The following is a 22,674-nucleotide window of genomic DNA, read 5'->3' as shown; positions in this document are numbered from 1 at the left end:
CTTCCGGACCGCTCCGAACGACAGTTGACCCGGTTATCGATCGTTCGGCGTTCAAGGGATACGATCCGATCGGTGCGGCGCCGCTTCAATGCAGACACTATGATCGCCAGCACCAGCAATGCGCATAGCAGCAATGGAGATGATCGAAGCGCTCGACGTGGAGTTTGGTCGACGAACACTCGACAGAATGGATATCAGTCGACGATATGCAGTGGTTCAAAATTTCTAGGATCGGATCGGTGGATGCAGTATGCTGAGGTTCGCGGTCGGGAGATGTCGATCCGAGAGTTCTGCCACAAGCCCGAGGATTTCAGGAGCAATCCAGGAAAAATTTACTGCCTAGAGTGCCGCGTTGTCGTGACGGCCAAGGCGATCAACTCCTTGGCGGTTCCTGCGCACTTCTCCCATCCACCAAGCCCGCAGGGCCTGTCCGATCTTGACGATTGTTCTCGTGCGGCTCGAAGCCGTAGGTTGCGCTGGTTTGGAGAGGAGGATCGCGACAAGCAGCGCGGGCTTCGCGTCCGACGGGCCTTCTTCGAAGAGGGGGCGATAAAAGCGGCTTATGCTTTCTGTCGTAAGTGCGTCGGAAACGGAAACCTGCCGCTGATTAAGTTCGAGGAGATGATCCGTCGAGCGGATCGCCTCGACATCTGGAGCTATGCTGGAATCGAGGTCTGGTGCGTGCCCCACATCCTCCTTCTGCTAGCCGACTTCGCCGTCGATACGAACCAAGCATGTCATTTCGCGTTGGTGAAGACCTCGAAGATAAGCGCGATCTGGCACGATCCAAAGCCGGTCCGCATCAAGAAATTGTTCTCTGATAGTGGTAACCAAGCAGAGAAAATAGCGGGTCTTCCGAACCCTCATCCCATAACAAAGTGCGACGTAGCGAACGTCGATACTTCATGGATGAAATCAAATTTTTCGAAAAAATTGGTAGAGAGCGGTCACCGTCGGCGCTCGACTTGATCCCGGAACCGGTAGGCATCGAAAGGAGCGAAATCTAGTTGGTGGTTGGAGCTGGGCTGATCCGGCCACGCCGCCGACGGATCATAATTGACAATCATTTGGCAGAGAGCGTCTATGGCCTTGGTGAAGCTTGGAGCGTTGGCAGACGTCACGGAGTCACCCAGTGAATAGACCAAACTGTATCGATGTTCTTCCACAACGGCCTTTCGGAACGTCTTTAGGTTCGGCTCGTCGGAACCTTTGCTCACGATCGCATCCGAATGGATCATTAGGATCCGCCACTTTTTCGCGTCCTTGTCGAACATGACGTGGCCAAAAATGTGTCCGGGGTCGGCGTGCGAGATGGCGACGACGATTTCGGGTCGTTGCGACACTGGCGATGATGTGATCAACTGGACTATCATAGGATCCATCGTACATGCGGCATTCGATCGAAGGGCGGCTAAGATCAGCTCCTCAGCGCGCATCAACTCTTCTTGGGGGTCTTTCATCTCAAATCACCTCTCGGACACGAGAGTCACCCTTTATCTTCGTTGAATTCGCGGGGGGCGAACGGATCGAAGGAGATCTACGATCCGATTCGGACGAGAGGCCTTCCGCGAGACTGATCAGCCACCGCATCTTCAGCGTGACGAGGTGGACGAGGGAATGAGGACTGCGCCGTCTGGACGGATCGCGCAGCCTCGCAGATTTGCCATGTGGTCGCCCGGATCGCCAACATCTATGAAAGCGGTCGAGCCTATGGTGATGACGAGCCGGTCGGCCGGGCATTTTCCGTTCCAAGACGACACGTGCGTGTGGTCACCGACGATGCCGTCGATCGCATCGATCAGTTGCCTGCTCATACGACCGACACCGGACCGGCGTGTTCCCGATACGAAGTTCATTTCCGTCGATCCGCTCGCGTGGCCAGTGAGCCGAAGTTGAATGTGATGACGGCCGGTACCGCGCGACCGTACGATCGCCTGCGACCAGCGGTTGTCGAACTGCTGAGCCACGGCTCTGATCAGATGCGAGAGATCACGCCGTATGCCGGTCGCGTGATCGGTCGAGCCGATGGTCTCCGGATCGGACAGGCGGTCACGCCAGTGCTCAAGGCTGGACAGGACGTCGTCGACGCCGCTGACCAATGACGGAGATCGAGGGAGGAGAGGGCCGGTCAGCATCAACGTATCGGGGAGCGGTCCCTCGATCGCTCTTGCCGTTATCATGCACCATTCGCCGTCGATCGAGACGTGCACCTGTTCCAGTTCACCGCGCGAGCCGACCGCTCGGATGGCGATGGCCTCGAACCCGCACTGGATTCGCCCTACGATGCGGCAGTCATCGGCGATTGTCCGCCGTGCTTCCTCGATGACGCGCATCACTCGTTCGCGGGTCGTCTCGTCGATGTGCAGCAGCCATTTGCTCATGTCCGGCTCCCAGGTCGGTGTGACTCGTCGCGGTTGGGTGGATCTCGGCAGCGAGAGAGGTGCCCACATCCCGGCGACCGCGGCCTTGCGCTCCTGTATGAGGTATGTCGGACCGACCGGCTCGCAGAGGGCGTGAAGATCGCATTATGCCCTCTGCGAGCCGGTGGTCTGCATGTCGGGCGATGCAGTCATCGCCTCTTTCCCGGATCAGCTCGTCTCGTTGCGCCAGGGCCAGGTGACGAACGGTGCCTGATGGTCACGCTCTGCGATCCATTCCGTCATCACCGCGAGGAGCTTGTGCGTCAGCTTGGTCGAGTCGTATTGGCTTGCGAGATCACCCCAGGCCTGCCAGCGGTCGAGGTGCCGACAGAGCCAGTCGTAGAAGCCGTCACGCTGGTTCCTGGTCGAGAACCCAAGCGTCCATACCGTCTGCAGGACCGGCACCGGACCATCGCTACGTTTGGCGAGCACGATGGTCGGTCTGCCCGCCTCGTCGCAACGGAGGAAGGCGGCATCCCAGCGACGGGCCTCCCGCTCCAGCCGTTCGAGCCGCACTTCCCGATCCTCGGGGCCGAGGCCGAGTTCGCGGAGCATCGCGATCGTCGCAGCGGACGGCCGGTTGCGGCGGACATCGTAGGGCCGGGTCGCAGCCAGCATGAGCAGCACCGACCAGCCTTCAGGCGTGAGTTCACCTACGCCTTCACCATTCCGCGCCAGAACCGCTAGACCCGTCGATGCAAGCCAGAGGTGGAACATGCGCTGGAACAGCCTATTGCCTTCGAATAGATCGGCGAGCTGCTGACGGTATCCGGGCTCCCTTCGCACGGTGGCGGCGAGCACGGCGTGGACGAGTTCGAGCACTTCGGCCGGCGGCTCGCCGTTTTGGGTGGGCATGCCGAGGCGGCCGCACCACAGCGCGGCACGCAGCGATGGCCACGTCTCGCCCGTCGCGTCGTTGACGTAGACCGAGCCGGTCGATCTGCCTTCGATGCGATGCCAGTTGCCCCAGGGCAGTTCGGGATCGATGTCCATGATCCTCACCCCCTCGTCCGGTAGGGATCGTGGCTGGACGCCGACGGGCCGGGATCGGCATCGCGCGGATCGCGTCCCTCCTCGATGGCCTTCAGTTGGGCGGCGAGGCGGACGCATTCGCGATAGACGTAGGCTTCGGTCCTGTAGATGGGTTCCACGCCACCGATGAGCCGCTCCTGTCTCTTCTGGCGGTCGTAGCTCGCGTCCGGCAGAACGTCGCCGATCTGATTGCAGGAGAAGCCGAACCACCATGCGTCGGCGTGGCCCTTTGCAGCCTCGTTCTCGTAAACCGTCTGCCTGTGCGATCGCGATACGACGCGTTCGCGCTTCTCCCGGCCGGACGGATGGCAGATCGAAACCTCTTCCGGTTCGGAGGCCCGGCAGGCAGCGGCGTAGTCGATTCCGCCGTGCACGCCGATGAGGAGATCATTGAGGGAACCGGTGCCGCGACCGAACATCGGATGACCGGGCTGGACCGACACGTATCCGGCGAGATACTTGCCGAGCGGCGAACGGCGCATGATGCAGCCGTAGCCGGTGGGCATGTCGGTCCAGCTGATCTTGTCCGCCTCCTCGCTCCACGGTCCCGATCCGACGGGATGCACCGCCGGCACGTGGAAGACGGCATCGACCTGAACGAGGTCGCCGCCGCCCGCCATCGTCCGGGTCATGGACCGGGGGGCGTCGGTGATGGTGATCTCGTTGCGGCTCTTCTTCGGCATTGGCATGTCCTTCCATCTCGTTGTCAGGCTTCGACGAGATGTGCAGACGTGGCTTCTTATCCAAACGATAGAGCGGATCAGTTTGCCAGGAACGAGGATCAGTTTGTCGGCGCCGTCGCTCCGATCACGGACTTGGCGGATCGGCTTGGCTTTACCGCTATGATCGCGACTGAAAATTGTGAGGTTGTAAGCCGTCGCGGTCGGTAACCGAAAGTTTCGGTCGAACCCGGGAAACACTTTTCCGATCGATCCCGTGAGCGAAATCAGGGCCACCCTTTCGCAGGAGCACGCGCCGCGAGTTTGGAGACGGGCCGATCCAGGTCAAGCGGATGGCGATGCTCACGGGCGTCAACTCGCGCACGGTCAGGAAACAGCTGCAGTCGGCCAACGGCCCGAACGGCGCGGGGCTGGTCGTCCTTATGCGGCACTCCGAGCAGGTGACGAGCGCGGTGCTGGGCCTCGCGGACAGGCGCGAGACACGCCGCGGGTTGCGGAGGAAGGCATGCGGCGCCATCTGCGCGCTTCACTGCACGCGATTCTCGGCCACCTATGTCTGGACTGACCGCGATCTGGCCGCTGGCGGCCGATATCCCGCACTCGTCCGGATCGGGTGTGTCGATCTGACCAGTGGGGACACTTTGCAACCTTGCCGCCGGTCCGTCCTCTGCTATCAAAGACTTGCGGTCCGCGATGGGGGAATTGGCCGCGGGGGGATCAGGTGCTCGACAGAATCGGAGCGTTTCTGGGCCGGACCGGCGAGTCCAGCCATGCATACGACGTGTCCACGGAGACGTTCGTCCAGCCGCGTCTCGACCGGTTGGCGACCGACCTCCACCTCGAGCGCGACGGACTTTCCCGCGGTGCGGACGAGGAGCCCTCGAACGAACGCACGGAGTTCGACCTCGTGGAGACGCGGATCGTCGATAGGATCGAGAGGGAGCGCGCCAACGCGGACAACCAGTTCCGCGATATGATGAACACCTACCGCGACCGCATCTTCGATCTCGAGTTCGACACCAAGGTGAGCCAGATCCGTTCTGCGGCTGACATCGGCGTGGCGGCGATCGAGGGCGAGGCGGCGAAAGGCGTGGATCGGCTCAACCCGCTGCGTCGGGACATGCTCGAAGCGGAGCGTCATCTGACGACGTTCCGCCAGAAGCACGGAATTGATCGACCGGCCGACTATCCACGCACGTCGGGTCAGCGGTGGTTCCTGTATGGCGTCCTGTTCGTCGTGCTGATCGTCGAGATGCTTCTGAACGGCGTGTTCTTCGCCGAAGGCAGTCCGCTCGGGCTTGTCGGGGGCTGGTTCCAGGCGGCCATCTTTGCCGCACTTAACATCGGTATTGGTTGGGGGGGCGGCCGGGTCGGCACGACGCTCGTCTGGCATCGGTTCGTCGCACTGCGGATCGTCGGCTGGGCGGTACTGGCATCCTATGTCGCGGCGGCGACGTTCCTCAATCTCATGGTCGCTCACTACCGCTCGGCGTTCTCGGTCGATCCGGAACATCCAGGGGCCGTCGCGATGCGAACCATCCGGGACGGTGCCTTCTCCGGACTCGATGCGGCGTCGCTGACGATGTTCGCGCTGGGTGGCGCCTTCTCGATCATCGCCCTCGTCGATGGGCGTCGTATGGGAGACCCCTACTTCGGCTATGACCGCCCTTCGCGGGCGTTCGACGAGCGGCGTCAGGACTATCTCGACGACCGGCAGGACCTCCTCGACGCGATCCGCGCAGCCTACGAGGATGCCCACGACAGCATGAATTCCGAGCATGACGATCTGACACGCCGACGGTCGGAGAGCCGATCGATCCACGAGGCGATCGCCCGGACGACGCGCGGCTACGACGCCCATCTTGGTTTCCTCGAGCGGCTCGGAAACGATCTTCTCGGTATATACCGCGAGGCGAACCGGAGAGCCCGGTCGACGCCGGTGCCGGCGCACTTCAACCGCAGGTGGGAGATGCCGCGCGGCGCGTCGCCGTCCTATGGCGAGATCCGATATTCCGACGAGGAGGTTTCGCGCATCACTTCGGAAGCAAAGGCCGAGCTGGACGCGCAGTCCGATAGGCTCAACGAGGCGCACGAGCGGGCCATGACGCGCCTCCGTTCGCTTGACGACCTGGAGGCCTCGAATGTCCCGTGATCGCCGACCGCCGGCACGCAATCGGCGCAGAGAGCGCGAGACCGGCCAGTTCAGGCGGGGCGTCGCACTCTTCGTCGTCGGCGTTCTCGTCCTGCTCGGCATCGGCGGTCTCTACCTTTACGCTGGCCGGTCCAATCCGGCCCTGGATACCGATACGCTGTGTCCCTCGGGTGGCCCGACGGCCGTGACGGCCGTTGTCGTGGATGTGACCGATCCGGCGTCGAAGGTGACGCAGGCCGCGATCAGATCGCGGGTCCTCGCCGCGGCGGACGACCTGCCGCGATTCGGCATGCTCAAGATATTCGCGGCCGGGTCGGACGAGAGCGCCCTGCTCCAGCCGCTGTTCGCCAAATGTAATCCGGGCACGAAGGCCGACGTCGATCAGCTCACCTCTTCACCCGAACTCGTCCAAAAGCGTCATGACGAGCAGTTCGAGCGCCCGCTGGCGAAAGCGCTCGACGGCGTGCTCGACGTGCCGAAGTCGGATGCGTCGCCGATCCTGGAGGGGGTGCAGGCTGTGACGGTGGCGGCGTTCCCGCCGGCGACGTCGAGGCTGCCTCGCCGACTGCTGGTCGCGTCGGACCTGATCCAGAATTCGCGGGCCTACTCGATGTATGGTGGGCCGCTGGACGACCGGGCGGCAGAACGGGCCGGTGAGGCGATACCGGCGCAGCTGGAGGGGGTGAACGTCGAACTGCTGGTCATCAGGCGCGAGGCTCAGGACGCGCTGCAGGTGTCGCCGGCATTCGCGGACTTCTGGGAGGGGTGGTTCGGCACCTCAGGTGCGAGGGTGCGGCGGTCAACGCCGCTGCCGGGGAGGAACTGATGCGGATGAAGGTGGAGGAGGGCACCGCGACGGTGCAGGCGGGAGCCTTTCTCGCGGCGGCTCTGGCTGGCGCGGCGTCGATCATGCTGCTGAAGACGTTCGGCGTGAGGCAGATGTTTGTGACCATAGCGCCCTGCCTAGTGATGGCCGCATATGCCTCCCTGATCGTCCGTCGATACTACCGTGCGCGGGCCGACCAGATAGGCGACAACCTCTATTACTTGGGTTTCATCTTCACCCTAGTCAGCCTCTCGGTATCCCTCGCCCAGTTCTCAGCAGGGGGGACGGCGGAGGAGATCGTCGCGAACTTCGGCGTCGCGCTGGCCACGACGCTGGTCGGCGTGACGCTACGCGTCGTATTCAGCCAGATGCGCAGCGACCCTTTCGAGACGGAGAAGGAGGCGCGGCTGCAGCTCGCGGAGGCCTCGCGGCGACTGAAGGTGGAGATGATGAACGCGAGTGCGGAGTTCGGCATGGCCGCGCGGGCGAGCCGACAATCGGTGGCCGACGCCATCGAGGAGATGCGTGAGAAGCTGGGCGCGACGCTCGACGAGGCCGGCGGCAGACTGCGCGACGCGGTGTCGCAGAGCGCGGAAGGGCTTGCCGGAGCCTCGAAGGGACTGGAATCCCAGCTGGGCGGCGCAGCGGCCAGGCTGTCGGAGGCGAGCGATGCGCTTCGCGGTGCGCTCGATGCGTCTCAGTCCCGCTGGGACGACGGTCTGCGCGTCTCGATGGAGCGCAACACCGAGTTCAACACCGTCGGACGGCGCCTTTCCGCGGCGGTCGACCGGTTGGCCAAGCGCATGGAGGAGGGCGTCGGCCCCATCGACGGCGTGGAGCAGAGGTTCGCGGCGCTGTCTTCGGCGGCCGAGGGGCTGGAGGCACGCCTTGCGGGCGCGAGGGAGCAGCTGGACCGGGGCCTCGAGACAGTGGTCGCCATGGGCAGGGAGACGGTCGACGCCGGTCGGGTCGCGGCGGAGGCTTCGGCCGCGCTGCAGGCGCAGGCGGCGGGTCTCGAACGCGCCGTTGCGGCCATAGAGCGCGCGGAGATCGCGGCGGAAGCCATGGAGGCTCAGCCGGTGCGGATCAGCGAGGCGCTTGGCGACGTGGAGGAGCAGGTCCGGTCGGTGATCGACCGCGCGACAGCGGCGATGGAGCGGGTTGAAGCGGCGAATGCCGCACCGCCGCCAGCGGAGCCTTTGAACGATGAGGCTTCCCTCGTTCAGCCATACGTTCCGCCGGTGCACACCCTCCACGAACGGCCGCCCGCTTGATGGCGTTCGGAACCGACCGCTCCGTCGAAAGGGACAATGCGACATACCGCAAGGGTCTGGTGCTCGGCCTCACGCTGGCGGAGCTCGGCATCCTCGTCATCTTCGTCCTGCTTCTGGCATTCGGGGCAGCGCTGCTGGCGAAAAACCGCGAGATCGCCGGCCTGAAGCGCGCGGTGCCGGAGGAGCGTGCTGCGTCTCGAGTCGAGCGGATGCTGAGGGAGAAGGCGGCCGATCCCGCGGCTGCGCGGTCGCTGGCGCGCGAGCTGGTGGATACCGCCGTGCGGCAGGACGCGGTCGTGGAAGCCGAGCGTCGGTTGGGGCAGGCCTCCGCCGCAGTATCGAAGGCGGAGCAGGCCGCGAGCGAATCCGAAGAGACTGCTTCGCGGAGTGGGATCTCCGTGGCGGATCGGACCGATCCGGATCGCGACATGGAGCGGCGCGGAGAGGATCTGCGCCGTCGCATCGCGGACATCGCGGCCGAGCGGGATGCGCTCAAGGGGACCCTGGCGGATCTGCCCTCCGGCGAACGGGCGGTCGCAGACCGCGTGCTCTCGACCAGATTGGAGAACGAGCGCCTGAAGGGGAGCATGGCCTATGCCGCCAGACGCCTCGAGGCGCTCGGCAAGGGCTCGGAGAAGCCGGCCTGCTGGGCGACGCGCACGGGGTCACCGGAATACATCTTCGACGTGACCCTGACGTCCGGCGGAATCGTGACGCGGGACCGGGCGCTTCCGAACCGGCGCGCAGAGCAGGTGCGTCTCCCCCTTTCGAACATGGCCTATGGACGGGTTCTGCAGGGGCCTGGATTCCAGGCAATGACCAAGCCGCTCTTCGACTGGGGCGAGGCCCACGGTTGTCGTTTCTTCGTAATGGTGACCGACCGCACCGGCGCCTCGGAAAAGCGCCGCTACAAGACGCTTCTGCTGTGGGTGGAGGGGCATTTCTACAAGTATGAGAACCGGGCGTGACGTCCGGCATCGAGGGGACGCGCATGAGGGGCACTGCGAATGTTTCTGATGGCGACCGCACTGCTCTGGGCGGTCGGCGCCCACGCGGCTGTCGTCGGTGGGAACGACGTTAATTGCCGCATGGCGCCGCGGACAAACGCTATGGTCGTAGGGACGCTGCGGCGCGGAGAGGATGTGGCTGTCGTCTCGACCGAGGGCGCGTGGACCCGCGTCGACCCGCCGCGTCTTGCGGCGTGCTGGGTGCGAAGCGACCTGCTCGTCTCATCCTTGGCCACGTATGACACGTGGCCTGCTGCGCGAGCCGCGGGGCGGAAGTGGGCAGGCGCGAATATTGACCGCTCGTATGAGCGTGGTCTCGGCATCCATCGCGCCCCCAGGAGCCAGCACGTGGCGCGATCCGCCCGGTCCGCACGATCGGGAACGCGTTGCAGCCGATCCCGGGGGCTGTATGACGGCGGCGGCAGCTGTCCATGCGGCGGGGGTGGCGTCTGCGTCGGTCCCCGCGGCGGCCGCTACTGCATCACGAGCGGAGGCAACAAGCGCTATGGCGTCTGACGACACCCTCATCCTGCCAATCGATGTGGTTGCGCCGATCCCGGCGTCGAGCGTGTGAGCCGTGCCCTGCTGGCAATGGTGTTGATAGGCACCTTGTCGCTCGGCACCCTGATCGGCGTTTCGGTGCCGCAGGGCGTAGGTGGCGGACCGGCTGAGACTTCGATCGCGCCGCACGGGCCGTCGAGATCCCCTCCGCCCGTCGAGGCGGACCCGGCAGCTCCGATGGCCATGGTGGGGGAGGCGACGTCGGACGGCGCGAAGTTCACGATATGCCATGTCGGTGGCGGGACGAACTGCGTTGTGGACGGCGACACCGCCTGGATCGATGGGGAGAAGGTGCGGATCGCTGACATCGACGCGCCGGAGACGCATCCGCCAAGATGCGGGTCGGAGGCGGAGCTCGGCGACAGGGCGACCAGGCGCCTGGCGGAACTCATGAACGCCGGCCCGTTCGAGCTCCGCCGGTCGGACCGCGATGTCGATTTCTACGGGCGGCGTCTGCGCGTGCTTGTCCGCGACGGCCGGTCGCTGGGCGACCAGCTGGTCGGGGAGGGGCTGGCGCGACCGTGGGAGGGGCGGCGGCGTCCCTGGTGCTAATCGCGTCGATGGAATCTTACGCTCGTGCCCATCGGTCTCGCGGCCTGCGTCGACGCCGCCCCGATCACATCGCCCCTTATCTACGTACGATTCGGATCACGGCCTTGGTGCCGTCAGCAGCTTTGCCTTGGCAGCCTGGAACTCCTGTTCCGTCAGCGCACCGCTCGCCTTGAGCTGGGCGAGCTTCGCCAGCTCGTCGCTCAGCGAAGGCGCGGCCGCCAGCGACGACGGAGCGCCCGAAGGAAGCGTCGCGGTGGCGAACGAGGCCGGGGCCTGCGGAAGCAGCTTGGCGGAGTTGCCGCACTGAGCGGAGACGATGTCGTAGTCGCGTCCCGAACCCATGTCGGCGTAGAGCGTGCCGCCGGACTGGTCCATGACGACTACGAAGGCGGTCGATCCCGTGTAGCCGCCCATCCGGTTGCGTGCGTTGACGAGTCCGCACGTCCAATAGCCTTCGATGCGCTTGCTCAGAAGCGGCTTCCAAGTCCCGTAGAGGAAGCCCCGCGGCCATTCGATGCGTGCGGAATCCGGGTCGATGAGCCGAGCGCGAAGCGCCTGCTCGCCGTTGCGACGGAACAGGTCCCAGTCGGGTTCGGACTTGGCGAAGGTCGTCTCGTCGCCCGGCCACCGGCTCGCGAGATCGGCGATTTCCCGGAACCGCGTGGCACCCACGCTCTGCGTGATCGAGGCCTGCATCGCGCGAAGGTTCTGAGCGACGCGGACTCGTGATGCTGGAAGGTAGGTCGCATCCTCGACCGCCATGCGCATCGCCTGAAAGTTGGCTTCGCCGATCACGGTGTCGTCTGGCTTGCGGGACAGGGCCGCACACCGCGCGCGCAGCGCCGCTCCGCCGAATCCCAGGTTCACAGGACGCTCGAAGGTCGCGGCGCAATCATCGAACCTGCCGGCGGCCGCCTGGTCCAGCCCGAGCACGTATGCCTCCATGACGGGTCGGCTGTTGACGCAGGTGATCTGGATGGCGCGCGTGCCGCCGCCGCGGCTGACCGTTGCCGGAATGTTCGCGTCGGGCGCGACGGTGCGGAGCACGGCGATCACGTCGTTCGGGGTCTTGTCGGCAAGATCGACGCCGTTGACCGAAAGGACCCTGTCGCCCGGCACGAAGGAGGATCCCGGGAAGGTGCGCGTGACGACGTTCTCGCCTTGGATCTCGGCGTTCGTGGCGCAGCGGTCCTTGGGCTCGCCGGCGGCTCTAAGCAGCGCGACCGAAGACTTCGCCTCGGTCTTCAGCTGGTTCCTGTCCTGGGCGGTGGCCGCCGACGACGCGGCGATGGCGGACAAGGCGCATGCCGCTCCGAAGATGTTGATCGAACGTCGCATGTCGTCTCCCCCGTCTCGCCGTCCCCACGGCGAAGCCATGCAATCGCGGGTGGTGCAGGCGCTTGTCAACACGCGACTGACCGTTTGGCGTTTGCAAAGACGGCATCGCCGGGTTCTCGATGCCGTCGCATCCAACGAGCATGGTGCGCACGCTGAGCAGGCATCTTCGTTCTCGATCGCTCGGGCCTCGGTCCGGCCCGGATATCGTCCAGCTGCGAAGGTTGCCCTTGCGCGGCAGCTCCTCTTTGCCTGATGTTCTCGAATGATTTCGCTGGGAGGTGCGTCACGTGAAGGGGGTGTTCGAAATCAGCGGATCTTCGCGTTACGACGACCTCATCGCCGAGCGCTATCACTTCCCCAGCGTTTACCTGCGGGCTGCCACGGCCTGCGTGCAAGACTGGATCGTCTATCGCGAAACGGGTTCCGGCGGCGGTCGGAAGGCCTACGTCGCCACCGCATTCGTTGATCGGATCGACGCCGACGCCGCCTCAGCCGGCATGCACTATGCGCGCGTGTCGCGGTTCGTCGAGTTCGACCGGCCCGTTCCCTACCGCGATGACGGTGGGCGCTTCGCGGAGCGCATGCTGCGCGATCTCGAAAATCCGGCGTTTGCGGGACGGGCGCTTCGCGGTCGGTTCGTGCGACCGCTCGACGGGCCGGACTTCGCTGCGATCGTCGATGCCGGCCTATCCGACACTCTGTCTCCACAGCGCGCGGTTCGTCTGGAACTCGACGCGGATCATATCGACCCAGCCACCGCAGCGCTGCTGTCGTCCGAGCCTTCGGAGCGGCGGGTCGAGCAGATGCTGGTCAACCGGAAGATCAGGGATGCCGCGTTCCGCGCCCACGTGCTCCAAGCCTACGGCGACAGATGCGCGGTAACCGGTCTGCGCATGGTCAACGGAGGAGGAAAGGCCGAAGCGCAGGCCGCGCACATATGGTCCGTTGCGGACGGAGGGCCCGACGTCGTGCAGAACGGCATCGCACTTTCCGCGACGGCGCACTGGCTGTTCGACAGACATCTCATCAGCATCGGGGAGGGCTTCGACCTGCTGGTTTCCCATAACAAGGTGCCGTCGGAGCTCGTCCGGCTGTTCCCGTCGTCCGGCGTGCCCATCGGGTTGCCGGAGGATCCGAGACTGCGGCCGCACCCTGAATACGTCGCTCGGCACCGTGCTCGGTTCATGGGAGACGCCGTCTGAACGAGAGCGACCGTGTCATCGCCGCCTATGACGCGGCGGCCGGGGACCTTGCAGCCCGCTACGACGGGCTGGCAGGAGGCGCCTCGTTCAGCGGCATCAGCGCTTTGTTCCCATCGCGCGGCCTCGCGCTGGACGTTGGCGCCGGTTCCGGGCGTGACGCCCGATGGCTGCGTTCGCTCGGCATGTCGGTCGTCGCTGTCGAGCCGGCGGCCGGCTTTCGCCGACACGCCTCCGCAAACCCCGACGATGACATACGCTGGGTGGACGACCGTCTTCCCTCGCTGGACCGCGTCCACAGACTCGGGCTCGGCTTCGATCTGATAATACTGTCAGCAGTGTGGCAGCACGTCGCGCCAGCGGACAGGCAGCGCTCGTTCCGTAAGCTCGCGACCCTGCTGAAGCCGGGCGGCGTTCTGGCGATCACGCTCAGGTCGGGTCCGTCTCCTTCCGACCGCCCTATGCACGCAACGTCGGCCGCAGAAGTCGAGGGGCTCGCGCGATCGGTCGGTCTCGAGATCCTGAAGGTCGAGACCGCCTCAGACCTGCAGGGTCGAGCGGATGTGACGTGGTCGTCGGTGGCGATGCGCATGCCTGATGACGGAACGAGCGCGTTGCCGCTGATCCGCGGCATCGTGCTGGGAGACGACAAGTCGTCGACCTACAAGCTGGGCCTGCTTCGGGCAGTCGCCCGCGTGGCGGAACACGCCCCCGGTGCGGTGGCGCCCGTAGCCGGCCAAGCCGACGCCGTGGATCTGCCGCTTGGTTTGGTCGCGTTGTTCTGGATACGCATGTATCTCCCGCTCGTGCGGCTGGGGCTGCCGCAGGCCCCGAACAATCGCGGTCCCGACGGGCTCGGCTTCGCGAAGAACGGGTTTCGTCGGTTGCTGGCGGACGGCGTGGACGCGTCAGACCTTCGCGTCGGCGCCGTCTTCGATGCGGAGCGCGGTTCCGCGTTGGTGTCGGCGTTGTCGGAAGCCGCTTCGACGATTGCGAACATGCCCGCGAACTTCACCCGTTTCCCCAACAGCGATCGCCGCGTTTTCGAGGTGGTGCGTGGTGGTCGCTCGCGTGCGGGCGGGTCGGAACTGACAGTCGCCGGATTGCGGCGCTGGGGTGCGATCGTGGTCCCGGGAGGACTCTGGCGCGCGCTGTCGCGGCACGGACCCTGGATCGATCCAATGCTCGTAGCGGAGTGGGCTCGGCTGACGCGCGGCTATGCGGATCGGATGAGCATTCCAGTCGAAACGGGCATCGTCGAGGCGGCGCTGGAATGGCGGGAACCGGTTCGGACTACTGCGATCGCGCGACTGGCTGCGGATCGGATCTTGGCGGAGGGCCGGCAGATCGAGTGCGTCTGGACCGGCCGGCCGCTTTCTTCCGTCAGGCTCGATGTAGATCACTGCCTTCCTTGGGCCGCATGGCCTTGCGGCGACCTGTGGAACCTCGGGCCATGCGATTCCCGGGTCAATCGCCATGAGAAGCGGGACCGGCTGCCCTCGGCAGAGCTGCTTTCGCAGAGCCGTGAACGGATAATGCGCTGGTGGCAGGACGCCTACCTGTCGGATCCGGCACTCGCCGCGCGGTTCGGCAGGGAGGCGCTTGGCTCGTTGCCCGTGTCCGATGCTTTGGACGCCGCGGAAGTCTTCGCGGCTCTCGACTGGCGCCGACTGCGGCTCGCGCAGGACCAACAGCTTCCGGAGTGGTCTCGCCAGTTGCAGGATGTGACGTGAAGGCGGCGGGGCGCATGAGCATTTCGTGTGTTGCGGCTCAGGACGTCATCTCTGATCTGCGGTTTCGCAGCGGAGGCGGCGCCCGACGCGGGATGTGACAAGATCCTCCCAGGAACGTCGGATAGTTATGAAAAGCGAGGACATGTGGGAGATCATGATCCCACGACCGGGCAGGAAAAGGAGCTGACGATGCCGCGCACCTGGACGAAGACGGATGCGTTCGCGCATTTCGGCACGACGCTGACCAATGCACGATGGAGTTGGTCGGGCATCGCGCTTGACGGCTCGGTGGTTGCACTGGTCCTATGGCAGGACGTGGTGAAGGGGCGCGACGGCCGCTTGACCTATTTCGACAACGAGGATCTCGATGCCGAATGGCGGCGACGACCGGGACACACGGAACGGGTGCGTCATCTCGCGATCTGCCGGGACCGGCACGATGGTCGCTTCCGGGCCGTGATCGCTCGCGCCGTGGACGTCGCCGCAGACCCGCGCGACATCGCGTCCTGTCATCCGCAGGAGGGCGTGTGGTGGAGACTCGACGAGTTCGACGAAGCGACCGGCGCCTTCCGTGCGCACGTCGAACGCTGATCCAAGGGCAGCATCTCACCGCTTACCTGTGCGCTCCGCAACATTCGGTATCTCCGACACCCCATGCGTCGGTAAGCCGGGATACCGGGGCGACCGCCCATGCGGCAGTCCGTCGTCATGACTACTTGAACGGGTCTTTTGGAATGTGGGAAAAGCGATCGCGTTCACGCTGTTTGGCGGCTTCGTCACCGCGAAGGTAGGTCCAGCAGCGATTGAAGGCTTCCACGGCGGCGCCGGAACCCTTGAGGCTCAGGCTATCAACGGTCACCGCTCCCTTCGTCACCTTGAAGTTAGAGCTCTTCGCGAACAGCGGCAGGAATTCGCTAGCCGGGAACGCCGACATCAATCCCTTTCGGATCCTGTCCTCGGTGCCGATTGCCTTACGGTCGTAATACGATCCGCCCAACAGGTATTCGACTTCGTATTCCTCGTCCTTCTTGATCGACCAGTTGTAGTTGTCCACGATGACCACGATCATTTCGGGATTGCTGAGGTAGCGGAACAATAGCAGCCGCGTGTCGCCCGACCCCTCGTATTCCTCCAGCATGCCGCAGAAACCGCTGTTGGGTTTTTCCGCATCGCTTTCCTGAGCGGATATGTCGAAGCCGCCCGCGTTTCCGAAGTCGCGCGCCATCGCTGGCGACACGACAGTCACCGCCGCAACGGTCGCTGCCAGCCAAAACTTCATCTTTTCCAAGGTCTCTGCCCCACCCAAGAGTGAAGGCTCGCTATAGCAGGTAGTTGATCGGCCGCCAGAACTGGGCGATCATTCCTTTGAAGGGCTTTATGGGGTCGAGACTGGGGGATGTCGTGACGAGCAACAAGAATCTTGGATTGGCGGGCGCCGCAGTGCTGATCGTGGGACTGTTCTGCCCGATCGTCACGCTGCCGTTTCTTGGCAACGTCAACATCTTCAATGATGGCACGAACCTGATCGCGTTGGTGCTGCTCGCTATCGCCGTCATCGGCGGCGCCATGGCGCTCAACGGACGCGAACACGACACGTTGTGGCCCGGTGTCGCGGGAGCCGTGATACTCGTCTACCACTTTGCCACCCTGCAGTACCGATTGTCCCAGATGCGCAGCAGCATGGACGAGTTGAAGGACAATCCGTTCGCTGGCCTCGCTAAGACGGCGGTCGGCGCGATTCAACTTCAATGGGGATGGCTCGTGCTCGCAGCCGGCGCAGGCCTGCTGGTCTATGCGGGCATCAGGGCACGTCGGGAGCTGGAGCAGCCACTGACCGCGCTTCCGGACAGTCCGGCGAAGACGGTCGCCGGCATCTCGACCCTGCTGGCAGTCGGCGTGATCGGCTGGACCATCGCGGGGGGCAGCATCAAGACGGCAGGCAGCGATACCGGCCAGAATGCGTCAGGCCTGTCGAGCACGATATCGGATGGCGTGGGATTGCCAAGCGTCGAAGCGGAAGGGCCGGGCCCTGAGGAGGCTGCGTATATCCGGAACAATCTCAAGCTCTACGGCCTCGAGACCAAATACTATGAGAGCATGTTGGACGGACGCGTTCCCGGTGTGGATTTCAAGATCAAGAACAACGGTGGCCGCACGCTGAACCGGGTGAAGGTCAAGGTGGTGTTTCAGGATTCTCAGGGAAAGCCGATCGCAGAAGAGGAATACAGCCCGATATGGGTAGTTGAAAACAGCTATTCCAGCGATAACAATACGCCGCTGCGTCCGAACTACATATGGCAGAACGAGAAGGACCACTTCTACAACGCCAAAAGCGTTCCATCCGAGTGGGCGGAGGGGAAGGCCACAGCAACCATCACCGACATCGAGTTTGCGCCGCGTAAGTGACGACGTCCAAACTTGTCGATTTGCGGAGTCGAGCGTAAGCGGCTTCGAGGCACAGCGACGCTAATGGGCTGCGCTGGCGAGATGCGACCAGCGAGTATGGACCGAATAAGAAGCTGTATAAACGGTGGAAGCGTTGGGGCGAGGCTGGCGTGTTCACGCGAATGGTGTAAGGTCTAGCTACTGCTGGCGCCGAGCCGCAGACGGTCATGATCGATGCAACCTACCTAAAGGCATACCGCACGGCATCGAGCCTGCGAGTTAAAAGGGGGTTTTGGTCGCATGAAGGACTGGCGCCGCGTTGCCCCCCCCTACGACCGCTGCCCAACCGCCTTCTTCTCGGCCATCACCCTCGCTGCCACCGGTAACTTCTGGCTGTGATCAACAAGTCCTGACCCTATTAACGGCGACCTCCCATATACGGGCACGTTGCGCGCCGAAGGCTACTCAATACGGAGCGAAGCGGCGATAGACGTTGGCGAGGCGCAGGCTCATAGCATGGGCGCTTACGTTAAAGCGCGTCGCGAGCTGCTTCACCTGTTGATCATCATCGATCGCGTCGACCCCGCCGCAGGCGTCCAGCATGCGCTTGGGCATCAGTAGGGATGCGGCGAAGAAGTTCGCCTCGATCTCCTCGACGTCCCTCGCCAACGATGACGCGTCGTTGCGATAGTTGACGCGATACCCGTGATCCACGTGCTCCACGATCCCCTCATGCAGCAGGAAGTGGCCGAACTCGTGTGCGATGGTGAAGCGCTGCCTGACGGCCGGATGACTGCCGTTGACCCCGATGATGCTGCTACTTCCGTTCCGGACCAGAAGTCCTGAAACGTCTTCGAGATCGCCCTTCTGAAGACTGATCCCACGGCGGTGGATCATGGCCTCCACTGGGACCGGTGGCGCATCGCCGATGCCGTCCGCGTCAAGCAGTTCGTCGACCATCCGCTCGATTCTGCCGTAACGGGCGCGACGGAACGTACTCACCGCGAAACACTCCCGCCGATGGGTGTCAATCGTGACAGGAGCGCCGTTGCCCGTCCGTCCCCAACGCGTACATCAGTTCGAACGTCGTGCTCGCCATTCACGGCACCGGCGATCAGCAGTTCACACGCATCCGTCTTCAGCGCTCTCGCGACATCCACCAACTGGTGCAGCAGTATCGCCTGCCCACCGTTCTCGATATTCGTGATGGAACTTCTGGAAAGACCGGTCTCCGCAGCAAGCATGGCTTGCGTGAGCCCGACTACCCCGCGCCGCGCGCGGATGGCCGCGCCTACCCGGGCATAGATGTCAGCCGCCATGAACCATCTCCCGCATGCGGGGGTAATGAATCATGCCAAGGTGGAAGTCAAACACCTTGACGCGCCCGAAATCAACGAAATTGCTATCTTGGGCTGTAGTGGCGTTGCCAATCTGGTTGTCATTATTCTTAACATCGCGTAAATCCGACTGGGAAGCGGCAGGAGCGATTCGGTGGCTGAAGATCGGCAGGATGACACGAAGCGGCCCTATCGCGTGCTGAGCCTCGATGGCGGCGGAACGCGCGGGATCTACACCGCGGCGTTCCTCGACCGGCTCCTCGACCAGCATGCGCGGCGGACAGGACGAGGCCCACTTGATCTCGGCCTCGGCTTCGATCTCATCGTCGGTACCAGCACGGGAGCGATCGTCGGCTGCGCCGCCGCGGTCGGCGTTCCCATGGTGCAAGTCGTGCGCCTGTACCGGGAACACGGGCGAGCCATTTTCCCTCACCGCATCACCGGTCGCGCCAGCGTCCTCCACCGTGCGTTCGCCGGACGACGCTATGTGCGCGAAGGCGACAAGGCGCTGCGGCAGGCACTGACCGAGGTGCTCGGCACCACGACGATGATCGACGTCTACCGAGACCGTGGCATCTCGCTGTCCATTCCGGCCGTGAGGATGAGCAACCACAAGGCGTGGGTCTTCAAGAAGACCCCGCGCAGCGGCGTGAGGGACGACAACTATCCGCTCGTCGACGTCTGCCTGGCGACCAGCGCGGCACCCATCTATCGTTCGCTTGCTGAGATCGACGAGCCGAACGGCTCCGGCGTCAAACAGGTGTTCGCTGACGGTGGTCTATGGGCCAACAATCCCATCATGGTCGGTCTGACCGACGCGCTCACCGTCGCAGCACCCGATCAGCCTATCGAGATCTTCTCGCTCGGCACCTGCCCCCGCCCCGAAGGAGAGCATGTGACCGGCGATGCCGCGCATCGATCCATGATGGAGTGGCGATTCGGAGCGGACGTGGCGCCGCTCGGCATCGCGGCGCAGGAGTTCGCATACGACAACATGGCCAGGTTGCTCGCCAACGCGATGAGCCAGTGCGGCCGACAGGTTCGCCGCGTGCGCTTTCCCAATAGGGAGGTGCCGGCCGGAATGATGCCGTTCCTCGGTCTCGACGACGCCCGTGACGAGGCTATGGATCGCCTCGTCGCGCAGGCGCACACGGACGCGGATTTGACGCGCAGCAACTGCGACGATCCGCGGAACGGGGAGGGGGCAATGATCCGCGCCCTGCTCGACGATCTGCCCGATGCCGCCGGTCAGGCGCATCCTTCCCCCGCCCATGCGGCCAACTGAGGAATAGACCGGTGTTCGACTGCTCCAAGGACGTGCGCGCTTTCCACGACAAGCAGGTGGTCCTTTCGCAGGCGGAGCAGACCGCCATGCGTGACCGGCGCGATGCGAACCGCCGCCGCCTCCGCAAGGGACTGGCCGACAACGGCAACCCTGCGCCGATCGAGTTCGTCAAGCAGGGCAGCTACGCCATGAAGACGATGCTCCAGCATCCGCAGAACGATTACGACATAGACGACGGGGTGTATTTCCGGAAGGACGATCTGGTCGGCTCGCGAGGCGCCGCGATGTCGGCGCTCGACGCACGATGGATGGTGCGCGACGCATTGGACGACGGCAGCTTCAATGATGCACCCGAGGTGCGACCGAACTGCGTCCGGGTGTTCTATGCGGCCGGATTCCACGTCGACGTCCCCGTATATCGTCGCGTCGATACGAACGGATCCTATTCTTATGAGCTGGCGTCGGGGGCCGGGTGGCGACGGTCCGATGCTCGCGATGTCACGGCGTGGTTCGATCGCGAACTGAACGCCAGCGGGCAGACCTATCTGCTACGCCGGCTGGTGCGCCACGTGAAGAAGTTCGCGCGAAGCCGGTCGAGCTGGTCCGGACGCATCTTGAGTGGTTTCGGCATTACCGTGCTGGTCGTCGAGAACCGGCACCTCGACGTGGCGCGCGACGACCGCGCCGTCCACGAGACGATGCGCGCCATCAAGCAGCGGCTCGACTGGAACCTCGTCGTCTCCCATCCGGTGACGCCCGGCGACACCATCACCAGCGGCGATTCCGACGGTAAGGCTTCCTTCCTGCGATCCAAGCTGGACGAGGCCCTCGGCTGGATGGAGCCTTTGTTCGAGGCGGACTGCACCCGCGAGAAGGCGCTGTCGTGCTGGGACAAGGTCTACAATACCGATTTCTTCAGCGCCCGCTACAAGGAGGAACGCGCCGCGGCGTTCGCCTGTCGCGTCGGCATCGGGTCGGCCGCCCTCATGGCGCTGGAGGCCCCCACCGCCGCGGCGGTAGTCGGCGCCGGTGGTGGACGGCATGCCTGACAGAGGCGTCCGCGGCCAGATGACCTCCGATGTCGCCGTCCAGCTCGTCGATGAGAGGCTCGCCGCCGATCTGGGGATCGTCCCGGAGCGTCTCGATGCGGGTCGGCTGCGGGCGGCTTATCCGCGCCGGGCCTTCGTCGATGGGTGGCGAATCCCCGTGGACTGTTCGGACGGCCAGACGCGTCGGGTCGATCTTCTGATCGGTTCGGCATTCCCCGCAGCATATCCCCGCACCGCGCTGGTCGACCGTCCCGACGACCTGGAATGGCCTCACGTCGAAGGCGATGGCGTGATGTGCCTCCTGCCGATCCACGCTGAAGTGGATGCCGGTGATCCGGCGGCCGTCGCCGTCAATCTGCTCGCCCGATCCGCCCGACTGATCGAGGAGCTGCTTTCCGGCGACATCGTCGAGCGCGACTTCCGGGAGGAGTTCCTCACCTACTGGTTCTACGGATCGGACTTCGGAGCACCGAAGGTGCGCAGCCTGCTCCGCCCCGGCGGACCGTCCCGCATGGTGCGGGTGTGGCGCGATCGGGCAGGCGCGATGACGGTTGCGGAGGATGCGGCGACGCTCGAGCGCTGGCTCGCCAACCTTTCCGGTTCCCCGCATGCCCGCAAGACCTGTCGGCATGAACCCGCAGCGCTGGTCTGGCTGCCGACGCCTCCTGTGCCGGCCGACTACCCGATCATCGGTGCAGACGTTGTCACCCTCGCTGCCACCGCGGGTCCGGGGGCTTCGGGCATTGTGGAGGAGCTCGCGGCAGCCACGGTCGATAACGCGCTGGTCGTCTTCGGGGCGGAGGGTCGCGGCGGCGCAGGGCTGATCGCTGTGGAGACGACCGTGGCGCATAGGCGTAGCGGCGCACGCGGCGGCACCGAACATCCGTTGACCCAAGGGTTCAGGGCGGCGCCTCTCCCTGCCGGCGTGGCCGCCTCGCGCATGTTCTCCGCGGCGCCGGTGCGGCGCCTTCAGGTCGATCGCGCCGATGCGAGATGGATCCATGGACGCGGCAGGGATCCCAGGCTCGAACGGCTCATCGCGTCCACCGTCGTTGTGATCGGGTGCGGGTCGCTCGGCTCATCCGTCGCCGCCAGACTGGCCCGTGCCGGCGTCGGGCGACTGCACCTCGTCGACAACGACGCGCTGGCATGGTCCAATGTCGGTCGACACGAACTGGGTGCCGATTGCGTCGGGTTCAACAAGGCGAAGGCGCTCGCCGAACGCCTTCGTCGCGAGTTTCCGCACATGGATGTGGCGGGGCACGATTTGGGAATGCACGTACTGCTCTCCCACCACGAGCGGCTGCTGATCGATGCCGATCTCATCGTCGCAGCGACAGGAAGCTGGGGAGCGGAAGGCGCACTGGACAGGTGGCATGTGGCGACAGGACGCAACGTTCCGATCGTCTATGGTTGGCTGGAGGATCTCGCGCTCGCGGCGCACGCCGTGACCATATCCAAGACCGGTGGATGCCTGCGCTGCGGCTTCGGTCCAACCGGTGTTCCGCTCCTTCCTGCGTTGGATTGGCCATCGGGCCGCACCGAGCACGAGGAGCCGGCATGCGGCAATCACTACCAGCCCTACGGCGCGGTTGAGCTCGGTTTCGCGGTCGATCTGGTCGCGACGACATCCCTTAACGCGTTGCTTGAAAGGCCAGCGGAATCGGTCGAGCATGTCTGGCTGACCGCTCGAGCCAACGCGGTCGCGGCGGGAGCGACGCTGGCCGAGACGCTGACGCGCCGTTCAAATCAGGTGCCGCTCGGAGGCGGACTGGTGACCGCGCCTTGGCCGAAGGGCTGCGAGCACTGCACGAACGCTATCAATTTGGCGGCTTGAGACGAAA

General features: G+C 64.7%; 22 protein-coding genes and 1 pseudogene. 15 read left to right on the top strand and 8 right to left on the bottom strand.

Annotated features, from left to right (window positions below; translation table 11 throughout):
* Window positions 1-243 precede the first annotated feature (243 nt).
* The gene (locus tag ASF14_RS01295; protein ID WP_056430407.1) at window positions 244-969 is read left to right on the top strand and encodes a hypothetical protein; all 726 of its coding nucleotides are present in this window, start codon (window positions 244-246) and stop codon (window positions 967-969) included.
* On the opposite strand, the gene ASF14_RS01290 is transcribed toward ASF14_RS01295, so the two are convergent.
* From ASF14_RS01290 to ASF14_RS01275, 4 genes are all read right to left on the bottom strand, one after another.
* On the bottom strand, window positions 948-1,460 hold the full coding sequence (locus ASF14_RS01290) for a hypothetical protein (RefSeq protein ID WP_056430404.1): 513 nt from the start codon (window positions 1,458-1,460) through the stop codon (window positions 948-950). The genes ASF14_RS01295 and ASF14_RS01290 overlap by 22 nt on opposite strands.
* A 132-nt stretch (window positions 1,461-1,592) precedes the next feature.
* The gene (locus tag ASF14_RS01285) at window positions 1,593-2,381 is read right to left on the bottom strand and encodes a hypothetical protein (RefSeq protein WP_156360971.1); all 789 of its coding nucleotides are present in this window, start codon (window positions 2,379-2,381) and stop codon (window positions 1,593-1,595) included.
* 207 nt (window positions 2,382-2,588) lie between these two features.
* Window positions 2,589-3,413, bottom strand: coding sequence for a hypothetical protein (locus ASF14_RS01280; RefSeq protein WP_056430398.1), 825 nt, complete (start codon window positions 3,411-3,413; stop codon window positions 2,589-2,591).
* Window positions 3,414-3,418: 5 nt separating this feature from the next.
* Window positions 3,419-4,135: a hypothetical protein gene (locus ASF14_RS01275; protein ID WP_056430395.1), complete on the bottom strand. Its 717-nt coding sequence runs from the start codon at window positions 4,133-4,135 to the stop codon at window positions 3,419-3,421.
* A gap of 718 nt (window positions 4,136-4,853) precedes the next feature.
* Between ASF14_RS01275 and ASF14_RS01270 the strand changes: the two genes are divergently transcribed.
* Genes ASF14_RS01270 through ASF14_RS01250 form a run of 6 tightly spaced genes read left to right on the top strand, consistent with a single transcriptional unit; the run spans window position 4,854 to window position 10,504 of the window.
* Window positions 4,854-6,284 carry a hypothetical protein gene (locus tag ASF14_RS01270; RefSeq protein WP_056430392.1) on the top strand — a complete coding sequence of 477 codons (1,431 nt, stop codon included), beginning with the start codon at window positions 4,854-4,856 and terminating at the stop codon, window positions 6,282-6,284.
* A complete protein-coding gene (locus tag ASF14_RS01265; protein WP_056430388.1) occupies window positions 6,274-7,110 on the top strand; it encodes a hypothetical protein in 837 nt (278 codons plus the stop codon). The genes ASF14_RS01270 and ASF14_RS01265 overlap by 11 nt, the downstream gene beginning before the upstream one ends.
* Window positions 7,110-8,384 (top strand): hypothetical protein, encoded by a 1,275-nt coding sequence (locus ASF14_RS01260; protein WP_156360970.1) that lies wholly within the window; start codon window positions 7,110-7,112, stop codon window positions 8,382-8,384. The genes ASF14_RS01265 and ASF14_RS01260 overlap by 1 nt, the downstream gene beginning before the upstream one ends.
* Window positions 8,384-9,352: a hypothetical protein gene (locus ASF14_RS01255; protein ID WP_156360969.1), complete on the top strand. Its 969-nt coding sequence runs from the start codon at window positions 8,384-8,386 to the stop codon at window positions 9,350-9,352. The genes ASF14_RS01260 and ASF14_RS01255 overlap by 1 nt, the downstream gene beginning before the upstream one ends.
* Window positions 9,353-9,391: 39 nt before the next feature.
* Window positions 9,392-9,907 (top strand): SH3 domain-containing protein, encoded by a 516-nt coding sequence (locus tag ASF14_RS22510; RefSeq protein WP_156360968.1) that lies wholly within the window; start codon window positions 9,392-9,394, stop codon window positions 9,905-9,907.
* Window positions 9,908-9,961: 54 nt separating this feature from the next.
* Window positions 9,962-10,504, top strand: a complete 543-nt coding sequence (locus tag ASF14_RS01250) for a thermonuclease family protein (RefSeq protein WP_236696884.1) — start codon at window positions 9,962-9,964, stop codon at window positions 10,502-10,504.
* A 96-nt stretch (window positions 10,505-10,600) separates the two neighbouring features.
* Here ASF14_RS01250 and ASF14_RS21970 read toward each other — a convergent pair whose 3' ends face one another.
* On the bottom strand, window positions 10,601-11,842 hold the full coding sequence (locus ASF14_RS21970; protein WP_056430381.1) for an SHOCT domain-containing protein: 1,242 nt from the start codon (window positions 11,840-11,842) through the stop codon (window positions 10,601-10,603).
* A 287-nt stretch (window positions 11,843-12,129) separates the two neighbouring features.
* On the opposite strand from ASF14_RS21970, the gene ASF14_RS01240 reads away from it, so the two are divergent.
* From ASF14_RS01240 to ASF14_RS01230, 3 genes are all read left to right on the top strand, one after another.
* Window positions 12,130-13,044 carry an HNH endonuclease gene (locus ASF14_RS01240; RefSeq protein ID WP_056430378.1) on the top strand — a complete coding sequence of 305 codons (915 nt, stop codon included), beginning with the start codon at window positions 12,130-12,132 and terminating at the stop codon, window positions 13,042-13,044.
* Between the two features lie 104 nt (window positions 13,045-13,148).
* Entirely contained in the window at window positions 13,149-14,774 is a 1,626-nt protein-coding gene (locus ASF14_RS01235) for a methyltransferase (protein ID WP_082442010.1), read from the top strand.
* A gap of 189 nt (window positions 14,775-14,963) precedes the next feature.
* Window positions 14,964-15,365 (top strand): hypothetical protein, encoded by a 402-nt coding sequence (locus ASF14_RS01230; protein ID WP_156360966.1) that lies wholly within the window; start codon window positions 14,964-14,966, stop codon window positions 15,363-15,365.
* A 121-nt stretch (window positions 15,366-15,486) separates the two neighbouring features.
* Here the strand turns inward: ASF14_RS01230 and ASF14_RS01225 are convergent, their stop codons facing one another.
* A complete protein-coding gene (locus ASF14_RS01225; RefSeq protein ID WP_056430370.1) occupies window positions 15,487-16,053 on the bottom strand; it encodes a hypothetical protein in 567 nt (188 codons plus the stop codon).
* A gap of 53 nt (window positions 16,054-16,106) precedes the next feature.
* On the opposite strand from ASF14_RS01225, the gene ASF14_RS01220 reads away from it, so the two are divergent.
* Together ASF14_RS01220 and ASF14_RS22505 are read left to right on the top strand one after the other, a co-directional pair.
* On the top strand, window positions 16,107-17,180 hold the full coding sequence (locus tag ASF14_RS01220; protein WP_056430367.1) for a hypothetical protein: 1,074 nt from the start codon (window positions 16,107-16,109) through the stop codon (window positions 17,178-17,180).
* Window positions 17,181-17,242: 62 nt separating this feature from the next.
* Window positions 17,243-17,449 (top strand): annotated as a pseudogene (locus ASF14_RS22505) (IS5 family transposase); the annotation flags it as partial.
* Between the two features lie 175 nt (window positions 17,450-17,624).
* On the opposite strand, the gene ASF14_RS01215 reads toward ASF14_RS22505, so the two are convergent.
* Together ASF14_RS01215 and ASF14_RS01210 are read right to left on the bottom strand one after the other, a co-directional pair.
* Window positions 17,625-18,119 carry an ImmA/IrrE family metallo-endopeptidase gene (locus ASF14_RS01215; protein WP_056430363.1) on the bottom strand — a complete coding sequence of 165 codons (495 nt, stop codon included), beginning with the start codon at window positions 18,117-18,119 and terminating at the stop codon, window positions 17,625-17,627.
* A gap of 38 nt (window positions 18,120-18,157) precedes the next feature.
* Entirely contained in the window at window positions 18,158-18,478 is a 321-nt protein-coding gene (locus ASF14_RS01210; protein WP_056430360.1) for a helix-turn-helix domain-containing protein, read from the bottom strand.
* Window positions 18,479-18,650: 172 nt separating this feature from the next.
* Here ASF14_RS01210 and ASF14_RS01205 point away from each other — a divergent pair, with 172 nt between their 5' ends.
* Genes ASF14_RS01205 through ASF14_RS01195 form a run of 3 tightly spaced genes read left to right on the top strand, consistent with a single transcriptional unit; the run spans window position 18,651 to window position 22,667 of the window.
* Window positions 18,651-19,781 (top strand): patatin-like phospholipase family protein, encoded by a 1,131-nt coding sequence (locus ASF14_RS01205; protein ID WP_082442009.1) that lies wholly within the window; start codon window positions 18,651-18,653, stop codon window positions 19,779-19,781.
* A gap of 11 nt (window positions 19,782-19,792) precedes the next feature.
* Window positions 19,793-20,830, top strand: a complete 1,038-nt coding sequence (locus tag ASF14_RS01200; protein ID WP_056430357.1) for a cyclic GMP-AMP synthase DncV-like nucleotidyltransferase — start codon at window positions 19,793-19,795, stop codon at window positions 20,828-20,830.
* Window positions 20,831-20,849: 19 nt separating this feature from the next.
* Complete coding sequence (locus ASF14_RS01195; RefSeq protein ID WP_056430354.1) at window positions 20,850-22,667, top strand: ThiF family adenylyltransferase; 1,818 nt, start codon at window positions 20,850-20,852, stop codon at window positions 22,665-22,667.
* Window positions 22,668-22,674: the final 7 nt, after the last annotated feature.

This window comes from Sphingomonas sp. Leaf257 (assembly GCF_001422185.1).
In the GTDB taxonomy this organism is placed as follows: domain Bacteria; phylum Pseudomonadota; class Alphaproteobacteria; order Sphingomonadales; family Sphingomonadaceae; genus Sphingomonas; species Sphingomonas yabuuchiae.
Note: the sequence above shows the minus strand (reverse complement) of the source record. Positions and strands in the feature narration are given on the sequence as shown.